The organism is Bacillus sp. FS02, from assembly GCF_024398395.1.
GTDB classification, from domain to species: Bacteria; Bacillota; Bacilli; order Bacillales; family Bacillaceae; genus Bacillus; species Bacillus altitudinis.
Window position 1 is genome coordinate 1,633,504 of record NZ_CP074101.1, and the last position, 15,964, is coordinate 1,649,467.

A 15,964-nucleotide genomic window follows, 5' to 3' on the forward strand; every position below is an offset into this window, starting at 1 on the left:
GTAAAAACAAAAAACTTCCCTTTTTATTCAAAAAAGGGAAGCTACAAGACTATTTTTTCACAACAACTTTCACTGCTTTACTTTCTCTTTTTCTCACATCTGAAGCCGTCACATACAAGACGGTTTTGGCTTTTTGCGGCTTGATTTTAGCCGTAAATGCGCCTTTGCTATTGGTTTTGACCGTTTGAATGACTTTCTTTGATTTGTTCTTCACCTTGATCGTCAAGCCTGCACCCGCAGTTCCTTTGACCGTTTTACTTTTCACTGTTACTCGATTCACCTTTGGCTTAGCTGGCGCTTTGCCCTTTTTCACGACCGTTTTGAGCGAAGTCGCAGCCTTTCCTTTTGATATCTTGATGTGAAGCACTTTATTTTTGTTTTGATGCTTGATCTTCACACTAAAGGTTCCCTTTTTGCTTGCCGTGCCTTTTCCAAGCAGGGTTTTGCCTCTATACACAGAAATGGCAGCGCCGGCTTTCGCCTTTCCTGTCACCTTTTGATGCTGATCTTCTACTTTATTAACTGATGCGTTTAATTCAACAGCACTTAACGCGGCAAAAGCATTGAGTCTGCCATGTCCTGTCATCCAATCGATACCCGGAATTTTCGGATCAACAACAGGCTCGTCATTTTCATCATAGAAAACGTCATCTGTTCCATCAACAGCTTTAAATGAAATATCATCCGCTGTATTTTGTAAAATATTTCTCACTTGATTTGGTTTCAGGGTTGGATTTTTAGAAAGCAGTAATCCTGCTGCTGCTGCAACATACGGTGTAGCCATTGATGTCCCGCTCAAGTATGAAACATTCCCATCAGGCATTAAGCTTGGGATATCGGACCCTGGTGCAGACATGCTTAATCCTTTCCCATAGCTTGAGAATTCAGCGGCAATATCCATGCGATTGCTTGCACCAACTGCCATGGCATATTTGGAAGTCGCAGGATAACCCATTTCTGGAATGCCATCGTTTCCGCTCGCCACTACCACTAATACATTTTTTTGTGCAGCATAGTTCATCGCATATTCAATGACCTTGCTATAGTAGCCACCAAGGCTCATGTTGATGACCTTTGCACCTTTGTCCACTGCATGTTTAATGCCAAGAGCAATATGCTCTGTATCTCCATTTCCATACGCATCCAGCACTTTGACTGGGATGATTCCTGTATGTTGATTCAGCCCTGCCATGGAGTAATGATTATCGGCTTTTGCTGCAATGATACCTGCCACATGGGTGCCGTGGCCATTGTCATCAATTGCATCTTTATTTCGGCCGATGAGATTGGCACCTAAGTCTGTGCGAACCGTTCCGCTTAAATCGGACAAACGGCTGTCGACACCTGTATCCACAACAGCGATTAACGTTTGCTTCATTTTGCTTGTACCAATCAATGTATTCATTTGTTCAAACTTCACATCAGCGCCTTTTTTCCCACTGTTCTGCGCACTGTTTTTCAGCGGCCACTGGTAACCATACTGCGCGTCATTGCTAAGCGCACGATACGTTTGTACAGGCTCTGCAAATTCAACATTCGGCATACTAGAAAGCTTTCTCGCCGTGCTTTTGATCACAGCTTTGCCTGCTTTAAGCGTTTTGCCAGCCGATTCTTGCCCTGCCGGTACATCATAAACATACATTCCTTTAAATAAAGGATTTACTGATTGAGATGTCACACGATTTTCTTGAATTCCGTAGTTTTTCATCTTCTTTTTTGCGGATTGAAGTGTTTGTCCATCCTTTAATTTAAAGATGATTTTGTTTGTGTTGACCTTTTCTTCTGGAACAAGCTTTTGTTTCTCTAATACATAACCGATCGATTTTCCTTCAAGCTGATCGATTCCTACTTTTTGCCCCACTGCTTCTAATTCCTTTTTTAAATAGGCTGGACTTGCCTCTTTGAGCATATCAAAAAGAGAACGAATCGCCTGTTGCTCTTTCTCTGTGACGATATGACCGCTGAATGCACCATTTTTCTCTACGTCATTCAGCAATGATTTTAATGTCAGCAAATGATTGTACACCGTTTGCTGCTTTTTTTGATTGTTGATGAGTTTAGATTTGAGAAACGGCTTTGTTTTTTGTAGCAGACGTGTCAGCTTCTGACCATCGGCTGTTTCATTGAATCGTTTGTCTTCGATCGTACGAATGGATTGAAGAATTTCACGTCCATGCTTTTTCTCAATAATGATGATCGTTGGCTCTTCTTCTTCAGGGAAAATCGGTTCAGATGGCGGAAGATTCGCACCTTTATACCCGATTGTATATGCTGCATCCTCTTCCTCATCACGGCTATCTTCCTCTGAACCTAAATACAGAACTTTGACATAGTAAGGACCTGACCATGCATGCGGGAAGTTGATTTCTGTCTCTCCACTTGCTGTGTCCACACGATATCTCGAATAAGTGTCATCCTTTATCGCTCTATCCTTACTTGGGTAGACCGATACAGATAACACTTGTTTGCTTTTGACAGAAATTTGCATATGTGTATGTTTTGCCACATCATCTGCAGATGGCGTAATTTGGTACCATGACTCTTCTTTTTCATTCTGTAATGTACCTGAGATGACTTCACCATCTTTCAACCCAATGGCTTCATTGACACTTGTGCCTTTACTAACTGCTGATGCCTCGTACCCAGGTAATGCAGCCATACATAGAATGATGGCCATGAGTACAACCACACAGGATTTGACCTGCTTTTTAAACATGAAAAGACCCCCTTATCTTTTACAATACCTTGGAAGAATATCACAGAATCCTTTTTAGTAGAATCTATTTTTGACATAATTAAACTCGTTTTAAGCTAGGATTTGAGATATTCAGATGACTAGTCTGTTCGCTTCATAAACTTTTTGCCATTTCAAACGGAAAATGATGCTATTTAACCATGTCGAAAAGTACATTACAATCAAATTGTAAGCGCTTAACAAACAAGAGAGAAGGGATCAGCTTGTTCCAAAAAGATCATGTTTTTACACAAGTAAACGGTCGATCAAAGAATGAGATTTTACAATACATTTCCGAGAAAGCTGAAGACCTTCACATTACAAACAATCAGTCAGGGTTATTAACAGATTTGTTGAAACGCGAAGACGAAGTCTCAACAGGACTTCAGCAAGGTTTTGCGATTCCTCATACAAAAAGCTCTGCTGTTCAAACGGCTTCACTTCTCTTTTTAGAACTTGAACAACCCATTGAATGGGGAAGCTTCGACGATTTGCCAACAAGCTATTTATTTACACTGCTCGTTCCACTTGAAGAGGCCAATGTCACACACCTCAAATTACTGTCTGGCATTGCCACAAGTTTAATGGAGCCTGCTTTCATCGAAAAGATTCAACCCGGTCAAACAGCAGACTATTATTACGAAGTCATTGAACAACAATTGAAAGAGGGGATTACACAATGAAAATTGTCGGTGTCACTTCATGCCCAGCAGGGTTAGCTCATACACCAATGGCAGCAAAGGCATTAGAGAATGCGGGTAAACAGCTTGGACACGAGATTAAAATCGAACAACAAGGAATTATGGGACAGGTGAATGGCATTACAGCAGAGGAAGCCAAGCAGGCAGACCTTTGCATCATTGCCTCCAATCAGCACATTAACGATGCTGAACGCTTCTCAGGTATTCCTACTGTACGTGTCGAAATCGGACGCGCCCTAAAAAATGCCGAGCAAATCATCACAAAAGCCGTTGCGCTGGTTGAAAAGAAAAAATCTGAATCCCAATAAACAAGAGCAATGCCATATAGAAAGGAGCAAAGCAGAATGAAAGCAAAATTAAAAGTCATTGAAGGCCACCTCATGACCGGTATTTCTTATATTCTTCCGGTGATCATCGGAGCTTCACTTATCGTTGGTTTAGCCAAACTAGTCGGGTTAGGTTTTGGTGTATCAGATTTAAACGCCTATAAAGATGCAGGCGGCATTTTACATGGTGCCTATTTGATGGAACAGGTTGGCTGGACAGGCATTGGCTTAATGAACGTACTGCTCGCTGGCTTTATTGCCTATTCGATTGCGGATAAATCAGGTCTTGCGGCCGGCTTTATCGGCGGAGCTCTTGCCAGCTCAACAAATGCTGGTTTTATCGGCGCCGTCATTGCAGGTTTCTTTGCCGGGTATGTCGCTCTCTTTGTGAAAAGAAAAATTCAAATTCAAGGCTCTGCAGCTGGACTCGTCCCTCTGCTCATCTTACCGCTCATTACTGTTGGCTTAACCGGACTTCTCATGTCCGTTCTGCTGGGCGGTCCATTAGGGGCTTTGAACACCGCATTAATTGAATGGATCAAAGGCATGGTTGCAGATGGAACAAGTACACTCGCACTTGCTCTCATTCTAGGTGCCATGATTGGCTTTGATCTTGGCGGCCCAGTGAATAAATCAGCTTGGATGGCTGGTAACGCGCTCTTCCTATCAGGTGTCTATCTTCCTGCCATTCTCGTCAATATCGCGATTGTCATTCCTCCGCTTGGATACGGGCTTGCGACATTGATTCGAAAACGCAACTTCTCTCCTACGTTTAGAGAAGCCGGACGAGGCGGTCTTGTGATGGGGATTATCGGGATTACAGAAGGAGCCATTCCCTTTACACTCGTCAATCCTTTGAAATTGATTCCGCTGAATGTCGTCGCTTGTGCTGCTGGAAGCGGGGTTGCTGCCTTATTAGGTGTCCATGACATCATGCCGCCAATTGGCGGACTCTACGGATTCTTCTCAGTAGGAAACTGGTGGGCATATTTAATCGGCGCGCTAACTGGCGCACTTGTTATTGGAATTGGTGCCAACCTACTTGTGAACTTCTCTGAGAAAAAAGAACCCCAAAAGCCAGAACATGATCAGAAGCAGAAAGAAGAAGATGATTTTGACCTTGTGCTAGAAGGATAATTTGAACAAAGAAAGGTGTCGTTACACAATGACTGTCAATGTACATGTGATTCCACATACTCACTGGGACCGGGAATGGTATTTTACCACCTCCCGCTCCCGTATCTACTTAATGAAAAGCGTAATGGACATATTGGACACCCTCGAAACAGATGAACGATTCCATTACTTCATGCTCGATGCGCAAGCATCCTTGCTAGATGATTACTTAAAATGGCGCCCCGAGGATGAAAATCGAATCAAACAGCTCGTCACAGCAAAACGCCTCATCATCGGTCCGTGGTATACACAAACGGATCAGCTCGTGATTTCTGGGGAATCGATTGTACGGAATCTGCAATATGGGATTGAGCGCTGTCAGCAGTTTGGACATGTCATGAAGGTCGGTTATGTCCCTGATTCCTTCGGTCAATCTGCACAAATGCCTCAAATTTATCAAGGCTTTGGAATTGTCGATACAGCCTTTTGGCGCGGCGTTTCTGATCATATGACGAATCACACAGAATTTAATTGGCGCGGGGCGGATGGCAGTGAAGTGTTTGCAGTGAATCTGCCATTTGGCTACTACTACGGAGGAAATATTCCTGAGAAGGATGAAGACCTGCAAGCCTTTCTTTCTGAAAAAATCGGGGCGCTGCAAGCAAAAGCTACGACAAAGAATGTCTATTTCCCAAATGGCTTTGACCAAGCGCCTATTCGTAAAAACCTGCCTGACTTATTAGAAAAAGCCAATGAAATAGATGAGCATAACTATCAAATCAGCAGTTTAGAAGACTACATTGCAGCAGTGAAAAAAGAGCGAACTTCTTTTGAGACATTAGAAGGAGAGCTCATTCATGCCAAGCATATGCGAATTCATAAGTCCATTTTTTCAACAAGAGCAGATTTGAAAATCTTAAACAATCAAATTGAAAACTATCTTGTTAATGTGATGGAGCCGATCCTTACAATCAGCTATTCACTCGGACATGACTATCCGCATGACACGGTGCGTGATATTTGGTACCTCATGTTTGAAAATGCAGCGCATGATAGCATTGGCGGCTGTAACAGTGATACGACGAATCAAGATGTCTTCTTCCGCTATAAACAGGCAAAGGAAATCGCCGAGAATCTTGTGGACTTACACATGCGTCTCATCGCCATCCGGCTGCAAACTGAGCAAGAAATCACGTTCACTTTATTTAATACACTGCCTTCAAAGCGCTCTGAAGTCATTGAAGTCGAAACCTTTATCACAGAACGTCCATTTACACTAAAAGACGCTGATGGACGAACTCTTTACTACACAGTCAAAAGCAAAACCGATGTGACAGATTATGTCTTAGCACAGCAGATTTCACTTAACCCAAGCAAAGAAGTGTACATGCCAAAGCAAGTATGGAAAGCTGTTTTACTCATTGAAGCAGTCGACTTACCATCCGTTGGTTATACACAAGTTAGCATGGTTTTCGATGAATCTAGTGAATCCATTTTGGAAAAAACAGAAGGTCGTGTCATTGAAAATACGTTTTACCGCATTACAGCAAATGACAATGGGTCATTAGAAATTACGGATAAACAGACTGGACGAACGTTCTCTGAGCAAATGATCTTTGAAGACAACGGAGATGATGGGGATTCTTATAACTATTCACCACCGCGTGAGGATCTTTATGTATCATCTAAAGATATCTCATCAGCAGACATCACCGTATCTAAAAGCAGTTTACAGGAAGAGCTCATCATCAAGCTTCAATTGACTGTCCCATATGATTTAGAGGAACGCTCGGAGCAAAAGGTGACGACTTCCCTCCCGATCACAGCGAAGGTGGCTTTAAATAAAGATGAAGCGGTCATCCGTTTTCATGTGAATGTGGACAATCATGCGCTAGACCACCGTCTACGGGTACTCTTTGATACAGGTATTGCATCAAACGTATCACTCAGCGATCAACAGTTTGGCACCATCGAACGTCCAACGGAGCTGACGCAAGAGCTAGAATGGTGGAACAATGAACATTGGGAAGAAAAACCGATTACCATTGAACCCATGCAATCATTTGTTGCACTTCGCGATGAAGCATATGGTGTCTCTCTTTTAACGGACTGCGTCAGAGAATACCAAATCACAGGCGCGGACTACACAACCATTGCTTACACACTCTTCCGCTGTTTCGGAAAAATGGGGAAAGAAAACCTTCTTTACCGTCCCGGCCGGGCTTCTGGAGAAAAAATCGTGGAAACACCTGACGCCCAGCTTCAAGGTTCGCTATCATTCTCCTTTGGCATGTACTATAGCCAAGAAGCGGTGAGTGAAGGACACTTGGCTCAGCTTGCTAAACGTTACACCACCCCGGTTCAGTGCTACGAGCGGGCAGACTTTTTAAACGGTCGTTTAATTTTCTCTTTCCGAGATGAAAAAGAAGACTTACAATCTACTTATAGCCTGCTTGACATTGAGACAGACGGAGTCGTTCTAAGCGCTTTGAAAAAAGAAGAGCATGGAACAGGCATTGTCATTCGTCTCTTCAATCCATATTTAACACGTCAAACAGCCGCTTCAATCAATAGTTCATCTCTACAACATGGAGAAACAGCGAATTTAGGCGAAACACCTGAAGGACATATACTGAAAGCACAACATGGATCATTACACATTGAACCGCTCACACCTTGTCAGGTACAAACCTACATTGTAAAGAAAAAATGAACATGTAGGGGCGGGATCCATTTGGATTCCGCCTCTCTTTAATGGAGGGCATTGATCATGCGAATTGGAGGCATCGAAGCAGGCGGTACAAAATTTGTCTGCGGCTACGGAACAACAGACGGAACGATTGAACATATGACTTCCTTTGCAACAGGGAACCCAGAAGAAACATGCCGGCAAGTGATCGAATACTTTACAGAGCATCTAGTCGATGCGATTGGCATAGGCGCATTCGGGCCTGTCGATGTAAAAGAGCACAGCCCCAGCTATGGAACGATTCTCGAAACACCCAAAACAGCTTGGCGCCAATTTCCATTACTCTCAACCTTAAAACAAGCACTCGGTCTCCCTATGAAGCTTGATACGGATGTGAACTGTGCGGCGCTCGGTGAAGCTCGTTTTTCAACTGACACAGACAGACCAAATTCCTTGATCTACATCACGGTTGGGACGGGAATCGGCGGCGGTGCTTATATTGAAAACCGCCTCATTCACGGACTGCTTCATCCAGAAATGGGACATATCACCGTTCAGCGCCACCCTCATGACACCTATGGGGGCTGCTGCCCGATCCACCATGATTGTTTAGAGGGACTAGCATCTGGACCTGCCATAGAAGGCCGCTATCATACATTGGCACAAATGCTGCCAGAGGAGCACCCTGCCTGGTCACTTCAAGCTTATTATCTCGGGCAAATGACCGCAAATTTATTACTCACCCTTTCACCAGAACGCATTATTTTTGGTGGAGGTGTCATGAAACAGCCGGCCTTGCTGCCGCTCATCCTTGAAGAAACAGACAAGCGGCTTCATGGTTACTTACAATTACCAAAGCCATTAAATGAAATCGTCACAAAGCCTTCCTTTGACGGATTATCTGGTTTAATGGGAGCCATCGCCCTTGGAGCTGATGCCTTAAAGGAACAAGGAGCGGCGCAATGATGATGACGGCAGATACTCGAACCTACCAGCTCATTCAGCGGCTATTTGAAACGAAAGGGTTCGTGAAGCTGGAGGAGCTCACTGCCTCTTTTCGCTTATCTGAACGCTCCATCCGCAATTTAATCAAAGAAGCAAACGAGCTGTTAACACAAGCTGGAGCCATGATCAAGACCATCCGCGGGAAAGGATATACGCTCTTAACAAGTGACCAAGACGCTTTCCTGCTTTGGCTTCATCAGCAAAAGCTTCCTGCCCGCTCTCTCGTACCCGTCATGCCAGAAGAGCGCATACGATTTATGATGAGAAAACTATTGCTTCAATCAGACTACTTAAAAATTGATCAATTAGCAGAAGAATTGTTCATCAGCCGTATGACGGTCAGCAGTGATTTAAAAAAAGGACGGGAGCTGTTAGCCCGTTACGGTATGACCCTTGTCTCAAAGCCTGGGTTTGGCTTAAAAGTAGACGGAGACGAATTGCAAAAAAGGACGTGCTACGCAGACTTACTGCTTGAAGAAGAACCCGCCCTATCTCATATAACTGAGCGGGAACAGCTTCATTTCCCTGACATTTCACTTGAAACCATTCGATCCATTGTGCTGACAAATCTATATCAAGAATCACTGCTCATTAAAGATATTGCCCTAAAGAATTTAGTGATTCACTTAGCGATTGCCATTCAGCAAACGCAAAAAAAACAGCGGATACCCGCCAGTACTACTCACACACAAAGACCGCCAGTGTTAACAAGAATCGCTCAAAAGATCACGCATCAAATAAACGACACGTTTCATGTCACCTTATCAGAGGATGAAACAGATTACTTGGTGATGCATCTCTTGGCGAATCAAACGTGGAAAGAAATCGATGAGCACCAAACAACAGAAGAAGTACGTCAGGCAGTGACACGATTTCTCCAGCACATTGAAAAAACAAGCGGTCATCGTTTTGTAGATGACGATATCCTGCGTCAAGATTTGATGCTGCATATGAAGCCATTATTAAATCGAATCCAATACGGCGTGTCTTTACAAAATCCGCTTTTGCATGAGATCAAAACTTCTTATCCTTATCCGTTTGATTTGGCTGTCAGCGGACTCAATGCCCTACAGCTGGTGCGGACGCCAAATGAAGATGAGGCGGCATATGTTGCCTTACATATTGCTGCTTCATTTGAGAGAAGTCATCTTGACACCTCACAAAAAAAGAGGGCCATTATTGTATGCGGGTCTGGACTAGGAACGGCACGGCTGCTTGAAATTAAATTGAAGGCAGCCTTTCAGCATGAGCTTGAGATTGTTGAGCTTTATTCTTATCAGGATTACGCTTTTAGCACGACTTTGCCATGTGATGTGATTATTACAACCGTACCTCTCGCACCAAAGGGGAAACCAATCATTCAAGTGAATGCTTTTTTTGAACACCATGATGTCCAGCGTGTGAGTGAGGTCATTCACCTGTTAAACGGACACGGTTTCCCTTCGCAGGAGCTGATGGCTTTTTTCCAAGAACGATTGACCTTGTTGGATGTGAACCTTTCAAGCAAAGAAGAGGTATTAGATACGCTTTGCAGCCGGCTGGAGGCGCATCAGCTTGTTTCATCTTCTTTTCGTTCCTCCGTGCTGGAGCGGGAGCAAATGTCATCGACCTATCTTGGCAAGGGAATTGCAATGCCTCACCCGCTCATCACAAATGAAGGCACCTCCTGCGTGGCAATTGCACGATTGAAACAGCCAATTGATTGGCAGGGCGATCAAGTATCTCTGATTTTCTTGTTAGCCATTCAGAAAGACGACGCTGCCTGCATGAATCAATTTTTTGAACAAGCTGTCGATTTATTAGACAGTCCTGACCGCCTTCACTCCTTGACACATGCAAGGACATTTGATGAGCTGATGCATGTCCTGTTTCAATAGCACATAAGGCCGCCCAAGTGAAATCGGGCGGCCTTTTATTCATCTATTCCTCACATACGAATCAATCGTATATGACATTTTTTCCTTCTTCCCTTAACTTTTTTAACGACGTCAGCATATGATTGATTTCTTCATCGGAGTGTCTTTCCCAAGCGCCTAATTCTGCGACAATTTTCAAAGGGGATGTCGATCGATAAGAACGGGTCGGATTCCCTGGAAACTTTTGATCCGTCAAATTCGGATCATCTTCAAACTCGCCTGTCGGTTCTACAACATAAATTCTCTCTTTGGAATCAGACCGGGCTAATTCAGCTCCCCATTTGGCTGCATTTAATGTTCCGGTGAAATAGATGTGGTTCGATTGTTTATCCTGATAATTGGATAAATGCAACGGTTCAAGCAGGTCCCCAATCTTCAATTCCGCTTTCGTCCCATGAAAAAACGGCCCAGGATCTAAAACATCTTTCTTGTCATTCATACAGCCACATCCCTTATCGTTTTTGACTTGCGTATAACAGTATACGGGCTGATGCGGACGGAAAACAGTCTATAAATGAGATGAAATTCGGGGTATAATGATAGTAGAGAGTAAGATGTGATCGGTAAACTCCAGCAAGTTGAAAAAACAGCAAGCATACATACAAAGCAGTCTTCTTGAAAGAGATAAAAAGCTGTTAGACGCCATAAAAGCCAAAGAGACGTTTGACGTTTTATGTGGTTGGCGTGTTGGCACATAATCAATTAAATTCTTCAGGAAGGGTGTAATGAGAGAATGAAAGATAGAGATAAGATTTGTCATATATATGCTCAAAAAAGTTGGCATATGGATTCTTATATTATTGGTAATCGTGAGGGTTTAATTGAATTAAAGAGTGCTATTGACCAAGCATTGAAAAGTAATGTTGGTCAAGCTGAATTGTTTCCATCAGATTTAGAGGATTATACAACTTACGTTGCTTTAGTCAATGATAAAGAAGAGTTGGATTCACTTATTATGCCTTACACTGATGAGGATAATGATGATGAAAACTTGATACATCCAGTTGATATAGTTACAAGTCATGAAGAGAAAAAAACCCCTAAAAATTAGGGGTTTTTTAGTGTGATATTGTTACTTCCCGATGTTCTCTCCATTTTGCTCGATCAATGTTTCATACCAATAAGAGCTCTTTTTCCGAATTCTTTTGAGGTCTTTTAGGTCAAATTCATCACGGTTGACGTAGATAAAACCGTAGCGTTTTGAGCAACCTTGGTGTGTACTGATTAAGTCGATGGCTGACCATGGGCAGTACCCGAATACCTCAACACCGTCAGTGATCGCCCATTTGATTTGTTCAATATGTTTTTCTAAATAATCAATTCGGTAATCATCCTGAATCGATCCATCCTCTTCTAACTTGTCAAAAGCGCCCAGCCCGTTTTCCGTAATAATCAGAGGTAGCTGATAGCGGTCGTAAATCTCACGCATCGTTGATCGGAAACCGGTAGGGTCAATCTCCCAGCCAAATGCATTTTTACTTAAGAACGGGTTGTTCCCGCCTTTGTAGACGCCATCTTCACCAGATTTTAAATGCTGATCTCCACCGCGGGCAAATTCATCATTGCCATCTCCTTTACTCGCTTCAACCGTTTGAGATGTGTAGTAGTTAAAGGCAATGAAGTCTGGTTTTGCACTTTTCAAAATATCCATATCTCCCTCTTCAATCACAGGAAGAATGTCTTTTTCCTTCATGTATGCCCATGCAAGGTTGTTATAACGGCCGAATACCGCCATATCAAGATACAGCCAGTTGCGGATCGCATTGTAATTGGCCGCAGCAATGACATCCTCAGGTTTTGGAGATGCCGGGTAAATAAGGGCGATGTTTGGCGCTGGTCCTATTTTCGCCTCAGGCAGCAAACGATGACAAAGCGTCATGGCTTTCGCCTGTGCCACAAGCATATGGTGGTTCTGCTGATATAGTTCTTTTTTCGGATTTTCTAAATTTGGATCCAGTGTACCTAGAGCTGATCCATGTAAGATCATCATGTTTTGTTCATTAATGGTCAGCCAATATTTTACCTTCTCACCATACTCTTGGAACAAAACTTCCGCATAACGTTCAAACGCATCGACTGTTGAACGATTTGACCAGCCGCCTTTCACTTGAAGCGCATGAGGTAAATCAAAGTGATACATCGTCACAATTGGTTCAATGTCATAGTGGCGCAATTCATCAATGAGAGAATGGTAGAATTCAATTCCCTTTTGATTGATCTCCCCATCTCCATCTGGAATGATGCGTGTCCATGCAATGGAGAAACGATAAGCCTTCAAGCCCATTTCTGCAAACATCTTCACGTCCTCTTTATATCGATGATAGTGATCGCTGGCTACCTTAAAATCAGTTGTTCCTTCAGGATAGCTTTCTCTCATATCAATGACTGAAGGTCCCTTGCCATCCTCGTTCCATGCACCTTCTACTTGATAGGCGGAAGTCGATCCGCCCCAGAAAAAGTCTTTTGGAAATGGTGCTAGTGTTGAATATCTCATGATTATGTCCTCCCTTTTCTTAAACTAAGTGTAAAAATGATTGTCCTGGTGTCACTTGTTTTTCTTCTGTCTCAATGATATCGCTAAATTCACCGGAATTGGTAATAATCACAGGTGTTGTGACAGACAGTCCTGCTGCTTGAATGGCCTCAATATCAAACTCCGCAAGCAGTTCACCTTCTGTAATGGTTTGGCCCTGCTCAACCTTCGGCGTAAAATGACGGCCCCCAAGTTGTACAGTATCCAGTCCAATATGAATGAGTACTTCTGCTCCGCTTTCAGAGGTGAGACCGTATGCATGTCCTGTTGGGAATACCGTTGTCACGACTCCAGTTACTGGTGCAAACAGCTTGCCTTCTGATGGAATAATGGCTGCGCCCTTACCTAAAGCGCCAGATGAGAAGGCCTTATCCTGCACCTCTTCTAGCTTGATGACTTCGCCAGATAAAGGACTTTTCACATGAGCTGCTTTGACACCATGTTCATTTTCAAATGCTGGTGCAGAACTAGCTGCAGGAGCATCTTCTTCATCCACAGGATCTTTGAATCCAATCAAATAGGTTAAGACGATTGAAAGGACAAATGAAACGGAAATTCCGATTAAGAACCCTGTAAATCCTTGACCATAGAAGATCGGAAGTGTCAGTAAACTCGGAAGACCTGACGCGATCGCAATACTTTGTGAATAACCGATAATGGCACCACCGACACCGGCAGAGATCACCGCTGCAATAAATGGTTTTTTCAAACGAAGTGTGACCCCGTATACAGCTGGCTCTGTGATCCCAAACACGGCAGAAACCGCTGTCGATCCAGCTAATGATTTCAGCTTTTTGTTCTTTGTTTTCAGCATAACACCGATTGAAGCACCGGCTTGTGAAAATACAGCTGGCGCAGTGGCCGGCTTAATATGATCTTTTCCATGAACCGCAATATTATTTAAAATGACTGGCACAAGCCCCCAATGGATACCGAAGATGACAAGAACCTGCCATGCCATCGCAATTAAAGCACCGGCAAGTGTAGGGCTAAAGGAGAATACTTTCAGCAGGACGGCTGCAATTCCGTTCCCTGCATACACACCAAATGGTCCAAATACGATCAGTGTCAGTGGAACGACCGTGACCAGTAAAATCAGTGGTGTAATAAAGTTTTTCACACTTTCATGAATGACTTTGTTAAAGAAACGTTCGATATATCCCATCACAAACACTGCCAAAATAATCGGGATAACCGTTGATGTATAAGACATTAAGACAACCGGAATGCCGAAAAAACGACACATCTCCGCCGCCTTTTGTGAGCTCTTGAATAGTCGGATAGATCAGTGCACCTGCAATCGTCACAGCGACAAATGGATTCGCTTTAAACTTCCTAGCAGAAGTGAATGCGAGCAGCAGCGGCAGGAAGTAGAACAAGCTGTCTGATGCGGCAAATAAAATTTGATACGACGTATCTTCAGGAGATAACCATTTTGCATTGATACAGATGCCTAGAAGTCCTTTTAAAATACCGGCACCCGCCATGACACCTAGAAGCGGTGTGAAAATTCCAGAAACAATGTCGACGAATTTTCCAAAAAGACTTGTACTTTCTTCACTTGATCTAGCAGATGAAGAAGTGGAATCCTCTAATAGATTCGTAAACTCCCCAATCTCTCGATATACCTCTGGTACGGTGTTGCCAATGACCACCTGAAACTGGCCGCCGCTTTCCATGACAGTCACCACACCATTTAATTTTTCAATGGCCGCTTTATCTGCTTTTGATCTGTCATTTAATGTGAAGCGAAGTCTTGTGGCACAGTGAACCAATGAATGAACATTTTTCTCTGTCCCGATATGTTTGATAATGTCTTCTGCTAATTGACGATGACTCATACAAAAACCCCCTTTTTTTCAAAAAAATACGTTTTTAGGCAAAATAAAAACCTAAACGGGCACCAAAAATAGTCGCAACTTGCTATTGCGCTTTTTCAGTGAACGTTTAGGTTTTGCCTGCCGAACAGTCACAATCCTCTAAGACGATCATTGTGAAACCGTATTCTTTTATGTTTATGAGCAAATAGTACCACTCACTTTTTATGATGTCAACGCTTTCTTTTAAAATTCTATCTTTATTTTTCTCGTTTGATGAGTCGATTCAAATGAATCGATAGATAGAGCATCTCCTCTGATGTCAGGTCGCGATGATACGTTTGATACACATATTCCGCGATTTTCTTTGCGCATTCGTACGCCTTCGGATATTTCACTTTAATCAGCTGATATAAATCTTGATCTTCACTGACGAGTAACGTTTCGTTGATGAGACGCTGTACGAAAAAGCGTAAATGTGTGAGAAAACGATAAAAGTTGAGCGAGTCTTCATCAAATTCCATGTTCAAGTGATATTTCACAATGGTCAGTATGGCATTCACTTCTTTTGTGATATTGACCGTTGTATTCATGTCTTCATTGAGCTCTGCATTAATGATATGCATGGCAATAAAGCCCGCTTCATCTTCAGGCAGTTCAATATGAAGACGATCTTCAATCATCTCAAGGCATTCCTTCGCCACGAGAAACTCATCTTTGTATAAACGTTTAATCTCCCAAATCAGCGAATTCTCAATCAAGTGGTTTTTCTTTAATCGTTCAATGGCGTAATGAATATGGTCTGCCAGCGATACATGCAGACTTTCGTTTAATCTTCGGTTCAGCTTTGTATGTGCGTATTGGATCATTTCCTCGGTCACCTTGACGACATCATACGGAACCTCTTGAAGCAGCATTTTCATCCGCTCATGAACGGAATGATCCTCTAAGCGGAACACTTTATCAATTAACGCCTCGTCCACTGGGTCTCCGGGACGTCTTTGAAAAGCGATGCCTCTGCCCATGACGACGATTTCTTTTCCTTGTTCATCTATCACACTAATGACATTATTGTTTAGAACCTTTTGAATCTGCATCTCCAAACACCTCCGTCTATAACCAGCCAT

Annotated in this window: 11 protein-coding genes and 1 pseudogene; 7 read left to right on the forward strand and 5 right to left on the reverse strand. The window is 43.1% G+C overall.

All coding sequences use genetic code 11. The features are described from left to right. Nucleotides 1-49: 49 nt before the first annotated feature. Nucleotides 50-2,716 (reverse strand): S8 family peptidase, encoded by a 2,667-nt coding sequence (locus KFQ09_RS08180; RefSeq protein WP_255836195.1) that lies wholly within the window; start codon nucleotides 2,714-2,716, stop codon nucleotides 50-52. 242 nt (nucleotides 2,717-2,958) lie between these two features. Between KFQ09_RS08180 and KFQ09_RS08185 the strand changes: the two genes are divergently transcribed. Genes KFQ09_RS08185 through KFQ09_RS08210 form a run of 6 tightly spaced genes read left to right on the forward strand, consistent with a single transcriptional unit; the run spans nucleotide 2,959 to nucleotide 10,448 of the window. After that, complete coding sequence (locus KFQ09_RS08185; RefSeq protein ID WP_255836196.1) at nucleotides 2,959-3,417, forward strand: PTS sugar transporter subunit IIA; 459 nt, start codon at nucleotides 2,959-2,961, stop codon at nucleotides 3,415-3,417. Beyond that, complete coding sequence (locus KFQ09_RS08190; protein ID WP_007498438.1) at nucleotides 3,414-3,743, forward strand: PTS fructose transporter subunit IIB; 330 nt, start codon at nucleotides 3,414-3,416, stop codon at nucleotides 3,741-3,743. The genes KFQ09_RS08185 and KFQ09_RS08190 overlap by 4 nt, the downstream gene beginning before the upstream one ends. A 36-nt stretch (nucleotides 3,744-3,779) precedes the next feature. Then, nucleotides 3,780-4,898: a PTS fructose transporter subunit IIC gene (locus KFQ09_RS08195; protein WP_017358746.1), complete on the forward strand. Its 1,119-nt coding sequence runs from the start codon at nucleotides 3,780-3,782 to the stop codon at nucleotides 4,896-4,898. Between the two features lie 28 nt (nucleotides 4,899-4,926). Beyond that, entirely contained in the window at nucleotides 4,927-7,590 is a 2,664-nt protein-coding gene (gene mngB / locus KFQ09_RS08200; protein WP_254506141.1) for a mannosylglycerate hydrolase, read from the forward strand. A gap of 57 nt (nucleotides 7,591-7,647) precedes the next feature. Next, nucleotides 7,648-8,532 (forward strand): ROK family protein, encoded by an 885-nt coding sequence (locus KFQ09_RS08205; RefSeq protein ID WP_046342525.1) that lies wholly within the window; start codon nucleotides 7,648-7,650, stop codon nucleotides 8,530-8,532. Continuing rightward, complete coding sequence (locus KFQ09_RS08210; protein ID WP_370648316.1) at nucleotides 8,529-10,448, forward strand: BglG family transcription antiterminator; 1,920 nt, start codon at nucleotides 8,529-8,531, stop codon at nucleotides 10,446-10,448. The genes KFQ09_RS08205 and KFQ09_RS08210 overlap by 4 nt, the downstream gene beginning before the upstream one ends. 61 nt (nucleotides 10,449-10,509) lie before the next feature. On the opposite strand, the gene arr is transcribed toward KFQ09_RS08210, so the two are convergent. Then, nucleotides 10,510-10,926, reverse strand: coding sequence for an NAD(+)--rifampin ADP-ribosyltransferase (gene arr, locus KFQ09_RS08215; RefSeq protein ID WP_007498448.1), 417 nt, complete (start codon nucleotides 10,924-10,926; stop codon nucleotides 10,510-10,512). A 294-nt stretch (nucleotides 10,927-11,220) separates the two neighbouring features. Between arr and KFQ09_RS08220 the strand changes: the two genes are divergently transcribed. Beyond that, the gene (locus KFQ09_RS08220; RefSeq protein WP_052320704.1) at nucleotides 11,221-11,538 is read left to right on the forward strand and encodes a hypothetical protein; all 318 of its coding nucleotides are present in this window, start codon (nucleotides 11,221-11,223) and stop codon (nucleotides 11,536-11,538) included. A 21-nt stretch (nucleotides 11,539-11,559) separates the two neighbouring features. Here the strand turns inward: KFQ09_RS08220 and KFQ09_RS08225 are convergent, their stop codons facing one another. The 3 genes and pseudogenes from KFQ09_RS08225 to licT all read right to left on the reverse strand — a co-directional run bounded on the left by KFQ09_RS08225 (nucleotide 11,560) and on the right by licT (nucleotide 15,934). Beyond that, nucleotides 11,560-12,981: a glycoside hydrolase family 1 protein gene (locus KFQ09_RS08225; RefSeq protein ID WP_202734035.1), complete on the reverse strand. Its 1,422-nt coding sequence runs from the start codon at nucleotides 12,979-12,981 to the stop codon at nucleotides 11,560-11,562. A gap of 19 nt (nucleotides 12,982-13,000) precedes the next feature. Continuing rightward, nucleotides 13,001-14,861 (reverse strand): annotated as a pseudogene (locus KFQ09_RS08230) (beta-glucoside-specific PTS transporter subunit IIABC). A 236-nt stretch (nucleotides 14,862-15,097) separates the two neighbouring features. Continuing rightward, a complete protein-coding gene (gene licT, locus KFQ09_RS08235) occupies nucleotides 15,098-15,934 on the reverse strand; it encodes a BglG family transcription antiterminator LicT (protein WP_008343858.1) in 837 nt (278 codons plus the stop codon). Nucleotides 15,935-15,964: the final 30 nt, after the last annotated feature.